This is a genomic window from Paenibacillus sp. FSL W8-0194 (genome assembly GCF_037969745.1).
Taxonomy (GTDB): Bacteria; Bacillota; Bacilli; order Paenibacillales; family Paenibacillaceae; genus Paenibacillus_AQ; species Paenibacillus_AQ cookii.
The window spans coordinates 5,166,415-5,183,331 of the sequence record NZ_CP150205.1; the positions used below are offsets into that span (position 1 = coordinate 5,166,415).

Genomic DNA, 16,917 nt, shown 5'->3' on the forward strand with positions numbered 1-16,917 from the left:
TTAGGGAGGGCCTGCCCATGTCCGAAAGCAAAGAGCAGAAGAAGGTCAGCCTGGCTGACGCCATCCGCGCCAAGCTGGAACAGAAAAAACAGCAGAACCAATCGTTTAAGCCCGGCGGATTTCAAGGAAATTCCCCGCAGGCGATGAAAAGCCAAAACAATAAAAAGCCGAACAACCAACGCCGCCGCACCGGAGGCTCTTGAGCCATGGCGGAAAACTCCCCCACAAAGCGAACCCGTTGCAATTGTTTTTTTTCGAAGGGCTTTGCGGGGACCCCGAAGTATAGAATTTCTATGAACGAAAAAAAAGCTGCTCCCCGCCGGACAGCCCCTGTTTGAAAACAGAGGACCGCCCGGGCGGGTTAGCAGCTTTTTTCGATATGTCATCGCCGCCGGCCTACAGGCCGTTCGGATACATTTTTTCGCGGAGCGCCTTGATCTCTTCGCTTTCCAGATATTCGTCATAGGTCATGACCTTATCGATGATACCGGTCGGCGTAATCTCGATAATTCGGTTGGCGATCGTCTGAATGAACTGATGGTCATGCGACGTGAACAGGATCGTTCCGTCGAAATCGATCAGCCCGTTATTCAGCGCAGTGATCGATTCGAGATCCAAGTGGTTGGTCGGTTCGTCCAGCAGCAGGACGTTGGCGCCGTTCAGCATCATTTTGGCAAGCATGCAGCGCACCTTCTCGCCCCCGGAAAGCACGCTCGCTTTCTTCAGGGCTTCTTCCCCGGAGAACAGCATCCGGCCCAGGAAGCCGCGCAGGAAGGTTTCGTCCTGGTCTTTGGAATACTGGCGCAGCCATTCGACCAGGTTCAGATCGACCCCGTCGAAATATTCGGAGTTGTCTTTCGGGAAATACGCCTGGGAAGTCGTAACCCCCCAAGAGAATTCGCCGGAATCCGGTTCCGTGCGGCCCATCAACACCTCAAACAGCATCGATTTCGGCAGCCCGTTCGGACCGACGAACGCGATCTTGTCGCCTTTGTTGACGACGAAGCTCAGATCGTCCAGCACCTTCTCGCCTTCCACCGTTTTGGTCAGGCGGTCGACCGTCAGCAGCTGCTTGCCGGCTTCGCGCTCCGGTTTGAAGTTGATGAAAGGATATTTGCGGTTGGACGGACGAATGTCGTCCAGCGTAATTTTCTCCAGCTGCTTCTTCCGGGAAGTCGCCTGCTTCGACTTGGAGGCGTTGGCGGAGAAGCGTTGGATGAACGCCTGCAGTTCCTTGATCTTTTCTTCCTTTTTCTTGTTGGATTCGCGCTGCATTTGGAGCGCCAGCTGGCTGGATTCGTACCAGAAGTCGTAGTTGCCGACATACAGCTGGATTTTGCCGAAATCGATATCCGCAATATGCGTACATACCTTGTTCAGGAAGTGACGGTCGTGGGATACGACGATGACGGTGCCTTCATAATCCATCAGGAAGTTCTCAAGCCACTGGATGGATTCGAGGTCCAAGTGGTTCGTTGGTTCGTCCAGCAGCAGGTTGTTCGGGCGGCCGAACAAAGCCTGGGCCAAGAGCACGCGCACCTTCTCGTTGCCGCTCAGCTCTTCCATTTTTTTGTCGTGCAGCTCGCGCGTAATGCCGAGACCGATCAGCAACGCGGCCGCGTCGGCTTCCGCATCCCAACCGTTCAGTTCGGCGAATTCGCCTTCAAGCTCGCCCGCGCGCAGGCCGTCTTCTTCGGAGAAGTCCGGCTTGGCGTACAAGGCATCCTTTTCCTTCATGATCTCATAGAGGCGGCTATGGCCCATAATGACCGTTTCAAGAACCGGATATTCGTCATATTCAAAGTGGTTCTGCTTCAGCACGGCCAACCGTTCGCCCGGTGTCATATGAACTTCGCCGGAATTCGGCTCGATCTCGCCGGACAAAATTTTGAGGAAGGTCGATTTGCCGGCGCCGTTTGCGCCGATCAAGCCGTAGCAGTTGCCCGCTGTAAATTTTATATTCACATCTTCAAAAAGTGCGCGCTTTCCGTAACGGAGCGTCACGCCGCTTGTACTGATCATTAAGCATTACCATCCCTTTCACTAATAGGCTTCAGCACATTATAGCATAAAATGCCCCCGCAAAGGGGAGTTTTTGCCGCTTAGGCTTTACTCGACCCGCATCGTCTCCCCGCATTTCAGCACCCGGATGCGTTCCTCGGCGATGCCTAGCCGTTTCCGCTCGGCCTCCATCCGCTCCAGCGCCTCCTGCGCCGTATCGTCCGCAAGCCGGAACGTGCCGTAATGCATCGGTATCATCGTTTTCGCCCCGACATCGAGAAAAGCTTGCACCGCCTGCTCCGGATTGACGTGCTGCGTCGCCATGAACCACTCGGGTTCGTACGCCCCGATCGGGATCATCGCCGCATCGATCTTGAAGCGGCTTCCGATCTCTCGGAATCCGGGAAAATATCCGCTGTCGCCGGCAAAGTACAGGGTCCGCTTCGGCGGGTCCGGATCGCGGTCGGCTGCAGACCGTGCTTCCGCGGCAGGCTCGAGCACGTATCCGCCCCAATGCGAGGTATTCGTGTCGAAAGGCGTCCGCCGCGTCCAGTGCTGGGCGGGCACGAATGTGATCTTCGCGCCGCCGACGGCCGTCTGCTCCCACCAGCCCAGCTCCATGGCGTTCCGGAAGCCTTTGCGGACCATTTTGGCGCGCAGCCCGGCCGGAACGATCAAGGTCGTACCCTCACGATACAGCTTCCGTATGGAAGCCAGGTGCAAATGGTCATAATGGGAATGCGAGATCAGGATAACGTCCACCGGAGGCATGTCGCCGATGGCGATTCCCGGATCCAGGGTCCTGCGGTCCAGTCCCATCCGGTTGGCCCAGACCGGATCCGTCAGCAGATTCAAGCCCTCGTATTGAATGAGGAACGTCGAATGCCCGATCCACGTGATCGTAGGTTCGCGGCGGTTTCCCTGAAGATACTCGATGTCGGGAGGCACGCTGGGTACCCGGAAGGCGAGATCCTTTTTCTTCCCTCTCCGTTCCTTTCGCCACTGTCTGAACTCCTGCACGGAATGGTCCGTACGGACATCATCCATATTTTTATAGCGAATTTTTGGCAAATATTCTCCCTCCTTCTCCTCCAGGCTCATCCCTTCCATTTTACCCTGAACATGGCGCCATTTTCCAGCCAAGGCGGTTGACCGAAGCTGCCGCTCTCCTGAAAATTTTGGGTCGTAACCTGCGGCAAAAGGTTTTTGTTTATCGCGAAGTAAGGTACACTTATTTATGAGGCGAAATATTTGATATGGCCGTTACCTTGAAGGAGGTTTGTATCCCATGAAAATAAAATTCATCGAACCGACGCCGAGTCCGAACTCCATGAAACTTCACCTGGATGAAAGCCTGGAGCCCGGAATCCGCAAAACATATACGCTCGAAAACGAAAGATCGGCCCCGGCTTGGATCCGGGAAATGCTGCATATCGAAGGCGTAAAAAGCGTGTTCCACACCTTGGATTTCGTGGCGCTTGAACGCAAAGGCAATGCCGACTGGTCTGCCATTCTCGGGGAGGTGCAGGAACGCTTCGGGCAGGAAGGCGTGCAAAACGCCGCGCTCGAGGACGAAGCGGGAGCCGGCGAGCATTTTGGCGAAGCCGAGGTGCTGGTCCAGTTCTTCCGCGGCATTCCGATGCAGATTCGCGTCAAATCCGGCATGGAGGAAGAACGTCTGGCGCTTTCCCAGCGATTCACCGATGCGGTGATGGAGGTCGCCGCGACGACCATGATCAAGGAGCGCAAGCTGAAGGATTACGGCGTCCGTTACGGGGAGCTGAAGGACATCGCCAAAGAGGTTGAGCAGGAGCTGGAAGCGGCATTCCCCGAAGAGCGCCTGAAGCAGGTCGTCGCCCAAGCCATCGCCCATGGGGCCAGCAGCGAGGAATTCGAAGAGCAGCGGCGCGAATTGACCGACGAAGAGCTCGAGGAAGCGATGAACAGCTCGGACTGGCGCGTCCGTTATGCGGCGCTGGACGGCATGACGCCGACGGAAAAGCATCTTCCGTTGCTCCGTCAGGCTCTCCACGACGAGAAAATGCAGACGCGGCGCCTTGCGGTCGTTTATCTTGGCGACATCCGCACGCCCGAAGCGATGGAGCTGCTGTACGAAGCGCTGAAGGACAGCTCGCCTACCGTGCGCCGCACGGCCGGGGATACGCTCTCCGATATCGGCGATCCGGCGGCGACGCCAGCCATGCAGGCTCTGCTTAAGGACACGAGCAAAATCGTCCGCTGGCGGGCCGCCCGTTTCCTGTACGAGGTCGGAACGGAGGACGCCAGAGACGCGCTGAAGGAGGCCGTCGACGATCCCGAGTTCGAGGTCAGCCTGCAGGCGCGGATGGCGCTGGAGCGGATCGAATCCGGCGAACAGGCCGCCGGCACCGTGTGGCAGCAAATGGCCAAACGCAACCGTTCCTGACCGGCCCGCCGATTTATTGCTGCATTACCATATATATCTATTGTCATACGTTTCGCATTGCTTTACTATAGAAAAGCAATTGAAAACGTAAAGATAACCTCATCCTGCAAAGGTGAGGTAGAGGTTGCGAAAGCGATGAGTAGCTGCAGGGAGGCGCAAGGAACCGCCGACGATCTGCCGTGAAGGGCGCTTTCGCCGAAGTGTGGCGGTCCGTTCCGATCGACGGCCATGCTGGGGCTGTACCCGAAAGGGACAGAACTGTCGCGGCTGAATCGGCATCGCTTAAGAATGCCGTTTGGCCGTGTTGAGCTATCTTTCATGGATGCACGGATGCGGAAGCCAGAGGACAAGCATACAGCCCGCAGGTCATTCCATGCCCTGCGGGCTTTTTGGGCTGGTTTATCCCCTTCCATGATCATAACGAAATCATACAGAAGGGAAGTTTTACACTCATGAGCAGCAAACAACCTGCGAATTCCCTAAGGCAAAGCTTGAAAGCCCGCCACATGACGATGATCGCCCTCGGCGGTTCGATCGGCACCGGACTTTTTCTTGCCAGCGGGAGCGCGATATCTTCGGCCGGTCCCGGCGGAGCCATCCTGGCTTACGCCGCGATCGGACTTATGGTTTATTTTTTGATGACAAGCCTTGGGGAGCTGGCGACCTACATGCCCGACTCCGGCTCGTTCAGCACGTACGGCAGCCGTTTCGTCAGTCCCGCTTTCGGTTTTGCGGTCGGCTGGAACTTTTGGTATAACTGGGCGGTCACGATTGCGGCCGAACTTTCCGCAGCCACCGTCATTATTAAATACTGGTTCCCGAATTCCCCGTCGCTTCTTTGGAGCTTTTTGTTCCTGGCGCTTATGTTCGCCCTCAACGCGTTATCCGCGAAAGGTTACGGCGAATCGGAATATTGGTTTGCGATTATCAAGGTTGCCACGGTCATCCTGTTCCTGGTGCTCGGCGTCATGATGATCTTCGGCATTTTCGGCGGCAAACCCGTCGGCTTCAGCAATTTCAATCTGGGCGGCAGCCCGTTCCATGGCGGATTTTTCGCCTTTATCGGCGTGTTCATGGCCGCAGGCTTCTCGTTCCAGGGCACCGAACTGATCGGGGTCGCGGCGGGAGAAAGCGAAGACCCGCGGCGCAACGTGCCGCGGGCCATCCGCCAAGTCTTTTGGCGCATTCTGCTGTTTTATATTTTGGCGATTGTGGTCATCGGATTTTTGATCCCTTACACGAACCCGAACCTGCTGAAAACCGACTTGAACAACATCGGCGTCAGTCCGTTCACGCTGGTATTCGAAAAAGCCGGGCTCGCCTTCGCCGCTTCCGTCATGAACGCGGTCATCCTGAGCTCCGTGCTTTCCGCAGGCAACTCCGGCATGTACTCTTCGACCCGCGTGTTGTACGCGATGGCCAAAGACGGGCTCGCGCCGAAAATATTCGGCAAGCTGAGCAGCCGCGGCGTTCCGATCAACGCGCTGATCATGACCGGACTGATCGGCATGCTGGCTTTCCTGGCCTCCCTGTTCGGGGACGGCGTCGTGTACAACTGGCTGCTGAACGCCTCGGGCATGTGCGGCTTCATTAACTGGCTCGGCATCGCCGTATGCCATTACCGGTTCCGCCGCGCCTTCATCGCGCAGGGGCATTCGCTCGACGAGCTGCCTTACCGCGCCAAATGGTTCCCGTTCGGCCCGATATTTGCCTTTTTCCTGTGCATCGTCGCCATTGCCGGCCAAAATACGGGCGCCTTCACCGGTTCGAAAATCGACTGGTACGGTTTGTTGGTATCCTACGTCAGCGTCCCTTTGTTTATCGTTATTTGGCTCGGATACAAATGGGTCAAAGGCAGCAAATTGATTCCGCTGAAGGAATGCGATTTGACGATGCACGAACGGGCGAACCGATAATGAAACAAGAAAGATCCCTTCCGCTTCTGCTGCATGCAGTCCGGGAGGGATCTTTTTTTAACGTATGCTATTTCCAGGTCACGTATACCCGCAAGTCCTCCGTTTCATCCAGCTCGCTTTCCACGTATGAGATGGAATTGACGCCAAGCCGGTACAGATCCTGCAGATCATCCACCAAAGCTTCCTTGCTTCCGTGATAACGGAACAACAACGAGCGTCCCCCCTGCTTGATCACGGCCTGCGCTTTGGACCTCAGTTGGGCGCTGGAGCTGACGATCTGCGACGGATCGTAAAGCTGGTATTCCAGGTCCCGCTCCAGCTTCTTGTAGAAGCCTTTGCGGCTGTCGTTCTGCCTGATCAGCTGCTTGAGCGTATCCCGGTACGGCGTATTCGCGGCCGGATAACTTTTCGTCCAGGCGTGGTCCTTTTTCATCTGCGCGTCGGTGCGAAGATAATATCCGAATCCGATCTCTCCCTTCCTGTCCGGCGCCGGGTCGTCCCAAGTCGTGTCGAGATGGTACCATTTCCCGTCCAGCAAGACGAGGTTCCACGCATGAAGCTGGCTCATCCCCGTATTCCGCGGCGTGGCCGTCCCCTCTACGATCCGGTTCGTGATGCCCGCATCCTTCAGCATCTTATAAGCTAGTAGGGAGTATCCCTGGCAAACCGTGCTGCCGGAGCTCAGTCCGTCGTAAGCCGTATATTTCTGCAGCGTTTCGTCGTATTTCAAATGAAGCACGATCCAGTCATGGATCGCCTTGATTTTCTCGTGGTCGTTCATCCCCGGCTTGATAATATCGCCCAAAATGCTCCGGACCTGCCGGGAGACATATGCCGTTTGGGCCGCCGTTTCCCGGTAGCTCAATTGAACGCTCACGTTCGCCGACTTCGAGCTGCCGCTGTAAGAATAACCGTAACTTTCGATGGTGTAGTTCATGTACGGATCGCTTTCAAGCGCCTCTTCGAGCGCCTGTTTCAGCTGCCCCTTGAGCTGATTCGTTTTCCCTTGATAAACAAATTGAATTTGCCCGAGCCGTTGATTCATCGCGCGCAGCAGCGTGTTTTGTAGCTCCTGGTCGGTTTTGACCACGCTGGCGCCTGATGTCGTCGAGGATGCATAAACCATCTCCCAATCGATACAAAGGGGTATTACCGCTGCGATGAGCGTGCCGGTCAGCAGCATTTTGGCCGCCGATCCCCGCTTCCATCTCATACAGTCCCCTCCCTTCTCTACAATAGGCATATTTGTCCGGGTAACAACGAGCCGCTTTTTAGCCCTCCGAATTGACTCTATTCCTATGATGGAACATATATGACTGCGTATTGGGCTGTTCTTTTGCCCGCATCAGGTTATCCGTCATTCACGGATTCGGCTTAAACGCTGCCTGCACGAAGGCCCTTGCGCTTTCGGCGATCCGGTTCGCGTCTCCCGCCGCCAAGGCGTCTTTCGGCAGCAACGAGCTTCCGATGCCGACCGCGCTGGCGCCTGCCTCATAATATTCCGCGATATTTTGAAGCGACACCCCGCCGGTCACGATCAACGGAATATGGTTCAACGGAGCGCGGATTTCGCGCAAATATCCGAGACCCAGGCTGGCCATCGGAAATAGCTTTACGGCCTCGGCCCCCGCGTAAAAGGCGGAAACGATCTCGGTCGGGGTCATCGCTCCCGGCCAAATGTCGATCCCCTGCTCGAGCGCATACCGGATGACGTTCAAATCCACGTTGGGAGAGATCAAAAATTCCGCTCCGGCCGATACCGCTTCCTTGGCCATCTTCACGTTCAGCACCGTCCCCGCCCCAATACGAGCTTGGCCGTTATATAACGAGCGCCAATCGTGGATGATATCCAGCGCCCCTTCCGTATTCATCGTCACTTCCATCAGCTTTACCCCGCCGGCGGCGAGGCCGGCCCCCGCCACCCTGGCCTCGTCCCGCGTAATTCCCCTGACGATGGCCACCAGCCGGGAAGATAAAAGCTCGTTAAGTAATTTCATGTCGTGCTTGCCCCCTATCCTCTTCTCTATTAAACATAATTCGCAGACTTGAGGCGGTTTCCCTTCTGTAGGCGAGAAAATCCAAAAGACGTCAACGGTCGGAAAATCGCAACATTTTTCGGCCGTTTGTAGCGGAAATCTCCGGCAAATTCCGGTATAATAGAAATGTTGAGGATTTTGCAAAAATCCGGGTTGTATGTTGTTCAGCTTGATCCATATCGATGAATGGAGCGAATGTCCGTGACTTACGTGGATACTTCCAATATATCGGCCGAAGTGTTCGTGACCGTGTTGCTGTTTCTGATCATCATTGCGCCTCTTTTCAGCTTGGCGATTCTCCGGTTTTTCCAGGGCAAGAAAAAAGCCGGGCTGCTGCTGATCGCGGCCGGCGTGGCAGTTTACCTTGTTTTTCAGATCGTCATGAAATTTTTATTTTGAATGCGCTCGCTTTTTGAACGTTTGGCCGCGGACGTTATTCCGGTCCGGTCGAACGAAATATGGCCTTAAGAAAAAAGGGACTCACGCTGGTTTTCGAACCAAACGCGACTCCCTTTTTTTATTGCGGGATCCTTTGTGCCGTTCATCTAAAAAGACCTTTCACCCATAGACTGCTCTACGGATGAAAGGTCTGATGTTGCCGAACGTTACGCCTGCTCGTTCAAAGCCTTTTCGAACTGCAGTTTGTTCATGCCGAGAATGCGGTGCTCGCCGATGACGGTAACCGGAACGGCACGCATGCCCATATCCCATACCTGCTGGGCGAATTCATCGCTTTGCTCGATGTTGCGTTCTTCGTATTCCACGCCTTTTTCCGCCAAATAGCTTTTCACCTGACGGCAGTGCGGGCAGTTAGTGCTGGTATATACGATTGCTTTTTCCATGGAAATGTCACCTCGTCGTCAAATCTGAATATAAAAATCCATCACGTACTGAATATTTCAAGCCATTAAAGAACGGCGGTATGATGCTCCAGGCTTTCGATGTATTTTTCGCAATCCATCGCTGCCATACATCCGCTGCCGGCTGCCGTGATCGCTTGTCTGTAGCGGGTATCCTGAACGTCGCCGCAGGCGAATACGCCCGGAATGTTTGTTTCGGAAGTACCCGGCTGCACCACGATATATCCGTTGGCATCGGTCGTGATTTGTCCGCCAAGGAAGCCCGTGTTCGGATGGTGGCCGATCGCGACGAATACGCCGCTTGCTTCGATCAATTCTTCTTCGCCGGTGTCGTTATTGCGCACTTTCAAGCCTTGCACGCCGCGCTCGTCGGCGACAACCTCGATCGGGGTGCGGTTGAGCGCCCATTCCACTTTCTCGTTGCTGCGCACGCGGTCCTGCATGATTTTCGAGCCGCGCAGCTCGTTGCGACGGTGAACCAGCGTCACTTTCGATGCGAAACGCGTCAAGAAACCTGCTTCCTCCAGCGCCGAATCGCCGCCGCCGACAACCACGATTTCTTTGCCGCGGAAGAAGAAGCCGTCGCAGGTTGCGCAAGTGCTGACGCCGCGTCCGACGTTTTCCTGCTCGCCCGGAATGCCCAAATATTTGGCCGTCGCGCCGGTCGAAATGATCAGCGTTTCGGTTTCGATTTGGCCGATGCCTTCCACGTCAAGTTTGAACGGGCGTCCGCCCAGCTCCACGCCGTTGACCCATCCCGTGCGGAATTCCGCGCCGAAACGTTCGGCTTGCTTGCGCATGTTATCCATCAATTCGGGTCCCATGATGCCCTCGGGAAAACCCGGGAAGTTCTCGACTTCGGTCGTCGTCGTGAGCTGGCCGCCAGGCTGCGGTCCTTCGATAATGAGCGGGTTCAGGTTGGCGCGCGCCAAATAGATGGCTGCGGTCAAACCTGCAGGTCCTGTACCGATAATTACGGATTTATACATAAAGATTCCCTCCAAGCTTGCAGTGCCCGGAAAGTAGTCCGCTTCAAAGCGGGACGTTACCAGGATCACTTGTAGTGTACTAATTAAAATGATTATTATTTGATAATTATTATCATATAAATGGACACGAATGTCAATAGAACTAGTATACATGGGTTCAAACCGATTGTTAACCTTTATTTAAAGGGAAAACTCCCGGCCAGACGGCCCGGGAGCTCATTATGCGGGAATTTCCGACATTTATCTCAACAAACGCAGCGCGTTCAAAATGACCAGAATCGTGCTCCCTTCATGCCCGACCACGCCGAGCGGAAGCGCAATGCCCGTTACGAAATTTCCGGCCATCAGCAGCACGATGACGGAGATGGCAAATACCAGGTTTTGCTTGACGATCCGGCGCGCGCGGCGGGCAAGCTTGATCGTCCCGGCAATTTCCTCGATGTTGTCGTTCATGAGGACGACGTCAGCCACCTCCAGCGCCGTGCCGCTGCCGCTCATGCCCATCCCCATGCCGACGGTCGCCGTGGCCAGCGCCGGCGCATCGTTGACGCCGTCGCCGACCATCACGACATGGCCGTGTTCCTCGCGCAGCTGTTTCACGTATTTCACCTTTTCTTCCGGAAGCAGGTCGGAATAAATCAGGTCGACGCCGATTTGCCGGCCGATCACCTGCGCCGTTTCGCCGCGGTCGCCGGTCAGCATCGCGACCTTCACGCCGATCGCCTGAAGCTTGCGGACCGCGGCGATGGCCTGAGGACGCACCACGTCCTGCAAAGCGACAAGTCCGGCTACCCGCTCTCCGTCCATAACGACCGACACGGTTTTGCCTTCGCCGCCCAGGATGCTCCGCTGCCGTTTCCAACGCTCCGCTTCCGCGCGGTCGTCCAAACGATCCAGCACGTCGGTTTTGCCGATCCGCCAGGTTTTGCCCGCCACGATGCCTTCCATCCCCCAGCCCGTCACCGAAGTGACCGACTCGGCCGGGAGCGTCTCGACGCCCTCGATTTCGGCTTGGCGAACGATCGCTTTGGCGAGCGGATGCTCGGACAGCTGTTCCACCGATGCGATGGCGGCCAGCAGGTCCAGGCGGTCATACCCTTCCGCTGCAATCAAGTCCGTAACCTGAGGCTCTCCGGCCGTCAGCGTGCCGGTTTTATCGAAGGCAACGACGGAGGTCAGCGCCATGTTTTCCATGTGCGCTCCGCCTTTGAACAGGATGCCGCGGCGGGCCCGGTTGGAGATCGCCGACAGCAGGGCCGGCATAATCGAAGCGACAAGCGCGCAAGGCGAGGCGACGACCAGGAAAACCATGGCTTTATAGAAAGACATCCCGAAACTCCAGCCAAGGACGAACGGCGCCCCAAAAATGATGACAAGCGTGGCCGCCACGACGATCCGTGCGTAAATGCCTTCAAAACGCTGCATGAACCGCTCCGATTGCGGAACCTCGTTTTCCGCTTCTTCCACCAGACGGATGATTTTTGCGAAGACGGTCGCATCCGAGGTTTGCGTCACTTCAATATACAGCACGCCCTCCCCGTTCAGCGTTCCGGCAAACACCTCGTCGCCTTCGGCTTTGTCGACGGGCACCGATTCGCCGGTGATGGAGGCCTGGTTGACGGCCGAGCTCCCTTTCTGAATGATGCCATCCGCAGGAATGAGCTCGCCGGGTTTCACCAAAATCAGGTCGCTCACCTTCAGCTCATCGATCGAAACCAGGGCCATCCTGCCGTCTTCGATCCGAAGCGCCATCTCGGGTTTGAGCGCCATCAAGGAAGAGATATCCTTCCGGCTCCGTTCCATCGTGTAACTTTCCAGCGCGCCGCTTAAGGCGAATATAAAGATCAGCATCGCGCCTTCGTTCCAGTAGCCGATGCTTGCGGCACCCATCGCCGCCGCGACCATCAGCAGGTTTACGTCAAGCTCCCGCTCCTTGATCAGCGTTTCGACGCCTTCCTTCGCTTTCAGCCACCCCCCGGCCGCATAGGACAGGATATATAAGAGCACCGAAATTCCGGCGGAAACATGGCCGAACGCCCATCCGCCAATCATAAGCAAGCCGCTGAGTATGGCCGCTTGCATTTCCTTGTTCAGCAGCATGCTCCGAAGATCGATGCGTCTTCTGCGGTGCGGGTTCGGCGCATTGGCGCTGCCGGATGAAGGAAGCTCTTTTATGGCTTTGGCCGCGATTTTTTGTACATTTTCCATCGTAATCACCTTCCTGTTTGAGAATGAAAAACATTATTACTGCCCTTAAAACAGCACATGCTGCTCCAGACCAGCCGGAGCAGCATGTTTTCATGAAGGACGGGGACCGTCCCATTGAGAATGATAATCATTTTTGCACTAATACAATTGTTTTTCCTACATACAACTTTATACTTGCATTATATGCCGGACCGGCAAAAAAGTAAACCCATATTCTGGCCCATTGTTCACGAAAAGACAAAAAAACTGCATACGGGAATGCCGTTTTAGGCAATCACCTTATGCAGTATCGAATTCATCATCCCTTAACCCGAATGGTGCTTCTGGGAGCTTGGGGATCTTCCCGCCCTCTGCTGTATTTCCCACTGCGCCGCAGCCAGACGGAAAGCGGGAACCCGCTCCGCCGGAACGCCGATCTCCGCGAACCCGGCGCGGTAAACCGCCGGCAAATCGGCCGTGTTTCGCAGCCCTGTCGCGCGCAGCAGGAGGCGCGGCCTTATTTTTCGAATCGTTCCCGAAAGCGCGGCGATGTGTTCGACGACATCATCAGGCCATGGCGTTTCCGGATCGCCGATCCCGCCGCAATCCAATACTAGCAGGTTCGCGCTTCTAGCAAGGTCGGCCGCCGCGCTGCAGGACATATCCGCCTTCATTAAGGCACCGATGCTGAAAGAGACGGTACGGCGTTGATGGCACAACGTCTCTTCGGCCACCCGCTCGATCAATTCATGGGTTTGGTTCCATGCCTCCGGGTCGGACGTATGGGGAACGAGAATTTCGATCCGATGCTCCATTCCCTGCCGGTGGCAAGCCAGCGCGGCTCTGAATAATGCTTCCAGCTGGATGTCCCTTAAATCGGAGAGGGCTTCCTTTTCTCTCGGATGTCCCTTCATAATATCGAGCCCGGAAATCAACGCGACGCATAAAACCCTCTCATCCAAGTGATGCAGCACCGTTTCCATATGGCCTTTCCACCGGTACAGCAGACGTTCCCTCCAGGCGATGCTCGGGTGCGGCCGCCCGCTGAGACCGGCATATTGCATGATCCATTCTTCGTAAATCTCCTTCAAATGGCCGCGCGCAAGCCAATCATCCTCCCGCAGCAGCGTCAAACCGGCGGTCCCGGACAACGCTTCGGCCTGTTCCGGCGGATACGTCCAATCTTCGGCAAAAATGCCCATGCCGCGCGCATCGTCGCACCATCCGAGCAAAAGCTCCGGTGCCCCCAGATCGCCCTGATCTCCTGAAAAAGGCTCGGCTTCGCGCAAAAGGCTCCCGATCGAATACGGGTCGGCGGCGCGGATCGCCTCCTCTTTCGTCATGGACTCGATTCGGACCAATTCTACAAGCGACGCAATCTCCGGCAAGGAGCATGCCCGCGCCTGCCCTTCATCCTGCAGGGACATGCCGTCATTTTGCCTGTCAACAGGATAAATCGCTTCCATAAAAGAAGACATCGAGCAGGAGCCGTTTTGGCAGCAGTTATTCTGACACCGACCATTCCTCATGTTTGGCAGTCCACCCTCTTTTCCCGGATAAATGAGCCCGTTTGCAGTGAGCCCTACCTTACACCATATTAGCGGGGAGCGCGAAATATACGGCATTTGGGCAGGCGTTCTGTCGTTTTTTCACTTGACATCAGGAGTCAATGTTAAGTATGCTTTACGTAAAATATACTTTACATTCAGATGGGCGGGAATCGATTGAAAACGCGAATTCGGGAAAATAGGACAACACGGAACATGACACAGGAGGAACTCGCCGCCCGCCTGAACGTATCCAGGCAAACGGTCATTTCGTTAGAGAACAACAAGTATAAGCCTTCTCTGGTGCTGGCTCATAAGCTGGCTCAAATTTTCGGATGCAGGATGGAGGATTTATTCATTTTCGAAGGAGATGAAAATATTGACTGATCAGCTTCAAAACGCGATGATCGGATGCGCCGGACTTCTGGCGGGGGTGGCAGCATCTCTGATTCTGCAGCTGATATATCGGCGGCATGGAATGAGAAAGCGATTGTTTGACGAACGTCAACAATGGATTACGAATCAAGCCAAAGCGGCGGGCTGGAACGTCACCACCTTCTTACTGATTGTCGCCTGGGCGCTGATTATCGTTTTTGACGGCATTTCAACAACCTTTTTTTTGATGACCGGCGTCTTTGTCCTGCATAATGTCGTGTATATTTTTTCCAGCGTGTACCATGCCAACCGCAACGGATGACAGGGTTCCGACACCAACCGGCCGAAAATGGCCCAACAAAAAAACCGCTCGAAAAATCGAGCGGTTGTCTCCTTTTGAACCTCTATATTATGATTGCTGACTGGCGGCGATAGCCTGCTCCAGATCGTATAAAATATCGTCGATCGCTTCGGTGCCGATGGACAGGCGCAGCATTTCCGGATTGACACCGGCCGCAATCTGCTCCTCTTCGGACAACTGCTGATGCGTCGTGCTTGCCGGATGGATGATCAGCGACTTGGAATCGCCCACGTTGGCGAGGTGGGAGAACAGTTTGACGTTTTCGATCACTTTGCGTCCGGCCTCTTTGCCGCCTTTGATGCCAAACGTCAAAATCGCGCCTTGGCCTTTCGGCAGGTATTTTTTCGCGAGTTCGTACGAAGGATGGCTTGGAAGACCAGCGTAGCTTACCCACTCCACCGCGTCGTGGTTTTCCAGGAACTGCGCCACCTTCAGGGCATTTTGGCTGTGGCGCTCCATGCGCAAATGCAGCGTTTCAAGCCCTTGCAGCAGCATCCAGGAGTTGAACGGCGAAATCGTCGCGCCCATGTCGCGAAGCAGCTGCACGCGCGCTTTGATGATGTATGCCAGCGGTCCGACGGCTTGCGTATAAACGACGCCGTGGTAGCTTGGATCCGGTTCGGTCAGGCCCGGGAATTTGCCGCTTTGCGCCCAGTCGAATTTACCGCCGTCGACGATGACGCCGCCGATGGACGTGCCGTGGCCGCCGATGAATTTCGTTGCCGAGTGGACGACCACATCCGCGCCGTGTTCGATCGGACGAAGCAAATACGGGCTTGGGAAGGTATTGTCGATAATGAGCGGAATGCCGTTTTCATGGGCGATTTGGGCCACGGCTTCGATGTCCAGCACATCCCCTTTCGGATTGCCGATCGACTCTGCGTACAGCGCTTTGGTCTTATCCGTGATCGCGGCGCGGAAGTTTTCCGGATTGCTTGCGTCGACGAAATGCACCTTGATGCCGAGCTTCGCCAGCGTGGTCGAAAACAGGTTGTACGTCCCGCCGTACAGCGTGGAGGAAGATACGATTTCGTCTCCCGCTCCTGCGATGTTCAATACGGAAAAGGTAATGGCCGCCTGTCCCGAAGAGGTCGCAAGCGCCCCCACTCCGCCTTCCAGCGCAGCCACCCGCTGCTCGAACACGTCGGTCGTCGGGTTCATCAGACGCGTGTAAATGTTTCCGAATTCCTTGAGCGCGAACAGATTGGCCGCATGCTCGCTGTCGCGGAATCCGTAGGACGTCGTTTGGTACAGGGGCACGGCCCGGGAAAGCGTCGTTGGATCGATCTCTTGCCCTGCATGTACGGCTAAGGTTTCAAAAGATAATGGACGTTCGTTAGACATGGTAAAATCCTCCCTTTTCTCGCATCAATCAATCGCCATTAGCGTCAATTTTTTGTTATATTTTCTCATACTCCCCAGCGTTTGAAAAGGTAAAAAATGATAATTCCTATTAAATTAATGAGAATTATTTCATTTACGGCCCAAAACGGCCAAAAGACCGGGATTTTCGCGATCGGTTTCATGGGCTGCATGCAAATCAGAACCACCCGTCAAACGGGTGGTTTGCTCTTGGGGTATAACCCCTTGTTGCCAAACTGCGCCTAAAGACGCTAGCCTGACAATAAAATTGTTCAGGCTCAGTGTAATTTGTCACTTTCACTTACCAGTTAAACTGGTTTACTTCTTCTTGCTACTGTTTTTGCTGAATGGGTCTTCATACTCTTTCACACTCAGTTTATCAATTGCTTGGTCGTGTGCTTCTTGCTCACGGATATATTTTGCCACGGTTGCTTCATTCAAGCCCACTGTGCTGACGTAGTATCCCTCCGCCCAAAATTTTCGATTGCCATATTTATACTTCAAGCTAGCATGCTTCTCGAATATCATGAGTGAGCTTTTTCCCTTCAGGTATCCCATAAATGATGATACTGAGATTTTTGGGGGAATTGCTACCAACATATGTACATGATCGGGCATCATGTGGCCTTCGATTATCTCCACTCCCTTGTATTTACATAACCGTTTGAATATTTCGATTAAGTCTTTCCTCACTTGATTATAAATCTCTTTCCGTCTATACTTCGGGGTGAACACAATGTGGTACTTGCACATCCACTTCGTGTGAGCTAAACTATAGCTCTTGTTTGCCATCTAAGACCATTCCTTTCATTATTGAGCCTGAACATCTCAATTTTATCGGAATGGTCTTGTTGGTCA

Annotated in this window: 16 protein-coding genes and 1 riboswitch; of the genes, 6 read left to right on the forward strand and 10 right to left on the reverse strand. The window is 54.9% G+C overall.

All coding sequences use genetic code 11. The annotated features are described in order from the left end of the window. Positions 1-17 precede the first annotated feature (17 nt). Positions 18-203: a hypothetical protein gene (locus MKY58_RS23870; RefSeq protein WP_036712824.1), complete on the forward strand. Its 186-nt coding sequence runs from the start codon at positions 18-20 to the stop codon at positions 201-203. A gap of 193 nt (positions 204-396) precedes the next feature. On the opposite strand, the gene MKY58_RS23875 is transcribed toward MKY58_RS23870, so the two are convergent. Beyond that, complete coding sequence (locus tag MKY58_RS23875; RefSeq protein ID WP_339322387.1) at positions 397-2,022, reverse strand: ATP-binding cassette domain-containing protein; 1,626 nt, start codon at positions 2,020-2,022, stop codon at positions 397-399. An 87-nt stretch (positions 2,023-2,109) separates the two neighbouring features. Then, positions 2,110-3,072 (reverse strand): MBL fold metallo-hydrolase, encoded by a 963-nt coding sequence (locus tag MKY58_RS23880; RefSeq protein WP_339322388.1) that lies wholly within the window; start codon positions 3,070-3,072, stop codon positions 2,110-2,112. Positions 3,073-3,289: 217 nt separating this feature from the next. On the opposite strand from MKY58_RS23880, the gene MKY58_RS23885 reads away from it, so the two are divergent. Continuing rightward, on the forward strand, positions 3,290-4,426 hold the full coding sequence (locus MKY58_RS23885) for a virulence factor (RefSeq protein ID WP_339322389.1): 1,137 nt from the start codon (positions 3,290-3,292) through the stop codon (positions 4,424-4,426). Positions 4,427-4,536: 110 nt separating this feature from the next. After that, a riboswitch (Lysine riboswitch) is annotated at positions 4,537-4,746 on the forward strand. A 132-nt stretch (positions 4,747-4,878) separates the two neighbouring features. Further along, positions 4,879-6,342: an amino acid permease gene (locus tag MKY58_RS23890; protein WP_339322390.1), complete on the forward strand. Its 1,464-nt coding sequence runs from the start codon at positions 4,879-4,881 to the stop codon at positions 6,340-6,342. A 67-nt stretch (positions 6,343-6,409) separates the two neighbouring features. On the opposite strand, the gene MKY58_RS23895 is transcribed toward MKY58_RS23890, so the two are convergent. Continuing rightward, entirely contained in the window at positions 6,410-7,555 is a 1,146-nt protein-coding gene (locus MKY58_RS23895; protein ID WP_339322391.1) for a transglutaminase domain-containing protein, read from the reverse strand. A 148-nt stretch (positions 7,556-7,703) separates the two neighbouring features. Further along, positions 7,704-8,339 (reverse strand): bifunctional 4-hydroxy-2-oxoglutarate aldolase/2-dehydro-3-deoxy-phosphogluconate aldolase, encoded by a 636-nt coding sequence (locus tag MKY58_RS23900; protein ID WP_339322392.1) that lies wholly within the window; start codon positions 8,337-8,339, stop codon positions 7,704-7,706. A 240-nt stretch (positions 8,340-8,579) separates the two neighbouring features. Between MKY58_RS23900 and MKY58_RS23905 the strand changes: the two genes are divergently transcribed. Continuing rightward, on the forward strand, positions 8,580-8,777 hold the full coding sequence (locus tag MKY58_RS23905; RefSeq protein WP_036712877.1) for a membrane protein: 198 nt from the start codon (positions 8,580-8,582) through the stop codon (positions 8,775-8,777). A 206-nt stretch (positions 8,778-8,983) separates the two neighbouring features. Here MKY58_RS23905 and MKY58_RS23910 read toward each other — a convergent pair whose 3' ends face one another. From MKY58_RS23910 to MKY58_RS23925, 4 genes are all read right to left on the reverse strand, one after another. Beyond that, positions 8,984-9,220, reverse strand: a complete 237-nt coding sequence (locus tag MKY58_RS23910; RefSeq protein ID WP_339322393.1) for a glutaredoxin family protein — start codon at positions 9,218-9,220, stop codon at positions 8,984-8,986. Between the two features lie 65 nt (positions 9,221-9,285). Continuing rightward, positions 9,286-10,227: a thioredoxin-disulfide reductase gene (gene trxB / locus MKY58_RS23915; RefSeq protein WP_339322394.1), complete on the reverse strand. Its 942-nt coding sequence runs from the start codon at positions 10,225-10,227 to the stop codon at positions 9,286-9,288. 240 nt (positions 10,228-10,467) lie between these two features. After that, positions 10,468-12,435: a heavy metal translocating P-type ATPase gene (locus tag MKY58_RS23920; protein ID WP_339322395.1), complete on the reverse strand. Its 1,968-nt coding sequence runs from the start codon at positions 12,433-12,435 to the stop codon at positions 10,468-10,470. A 305-nt stretch (positions 12,436-12,740) separates the two neighbouring features. Then, positions 12,741-13,943, reverse strand: coding sequence for a hypothetical protein (locus MKY58_RS23925; protein WP_339322396.1), 1,203 nt, complete (start codon positions 13,941-13,943; stop codon positions 12,741-12,743). Positions 13,944-14,138: 195 nt separating this feature from the next. Between MKY58_RS23925 and MKY58_RS23930 the strand changes: the two genes are divergently transcribed. Both MKY58_RS23930 and MKY58_RS23935 read left to right on the forward strand, forming a co-directional pair. Continuing rightward, positions 14,139-14,348 carry a helix-turn-helix transcriptional regulator gene (locus tag MKY58_RS23930; protein WP_339322397.1) on the forward strand — a complete coding sequence of 70 codons (210 nt, stop codon included), beginning with the start codon at positions 14,139-14,141 and terminating at the stop codon, positions 14,346-14,348. Continuing rightward, entirely contained in the window at positions 14,341-14,658 is a 318-nt protein-coding gene (locus MKY58_RS23935) for a DUF2178 domain-containing protein (protein WP_339322398.1), read from the forward strand. Before MKY58_RS23930 ends, MKY58_RS23935 begins: the two co-directional genes overlap by 8 nt. Positions 14,659-14,745: 87 nt before the next feature. On the opposite strand, the gene MKY58_RS23940 is transcribed toward MKY58_RS23935, so the two are convergent. Further along, positions 14,746-16,041: a homocysteine synthase gene (locus MKY58_RS23940; RefSeq protein WP_212951884.1), complete on the reverse strand. Its 1,296-nt coding sequence runs from the start codon at positions 16,039-16,041 to the stop codon at positions 14,746-14,748. 336 nt (positions 16,042-16,377) lie between these two features. Next, positions 16,378-16,851: an IS200/IS605 family transposase gene (gene tnpA, locus MKY58_RS23945; RefSeq protein ID WP_007128375.1), complete on the reverse strand. Its 474-nt coding sequence runs from the start codon at positions 16,849-16,851 to the stop codon at positions 16,378-16,380. Positions 16,852-16,917 lie beyond the last annotated feature (66 nt).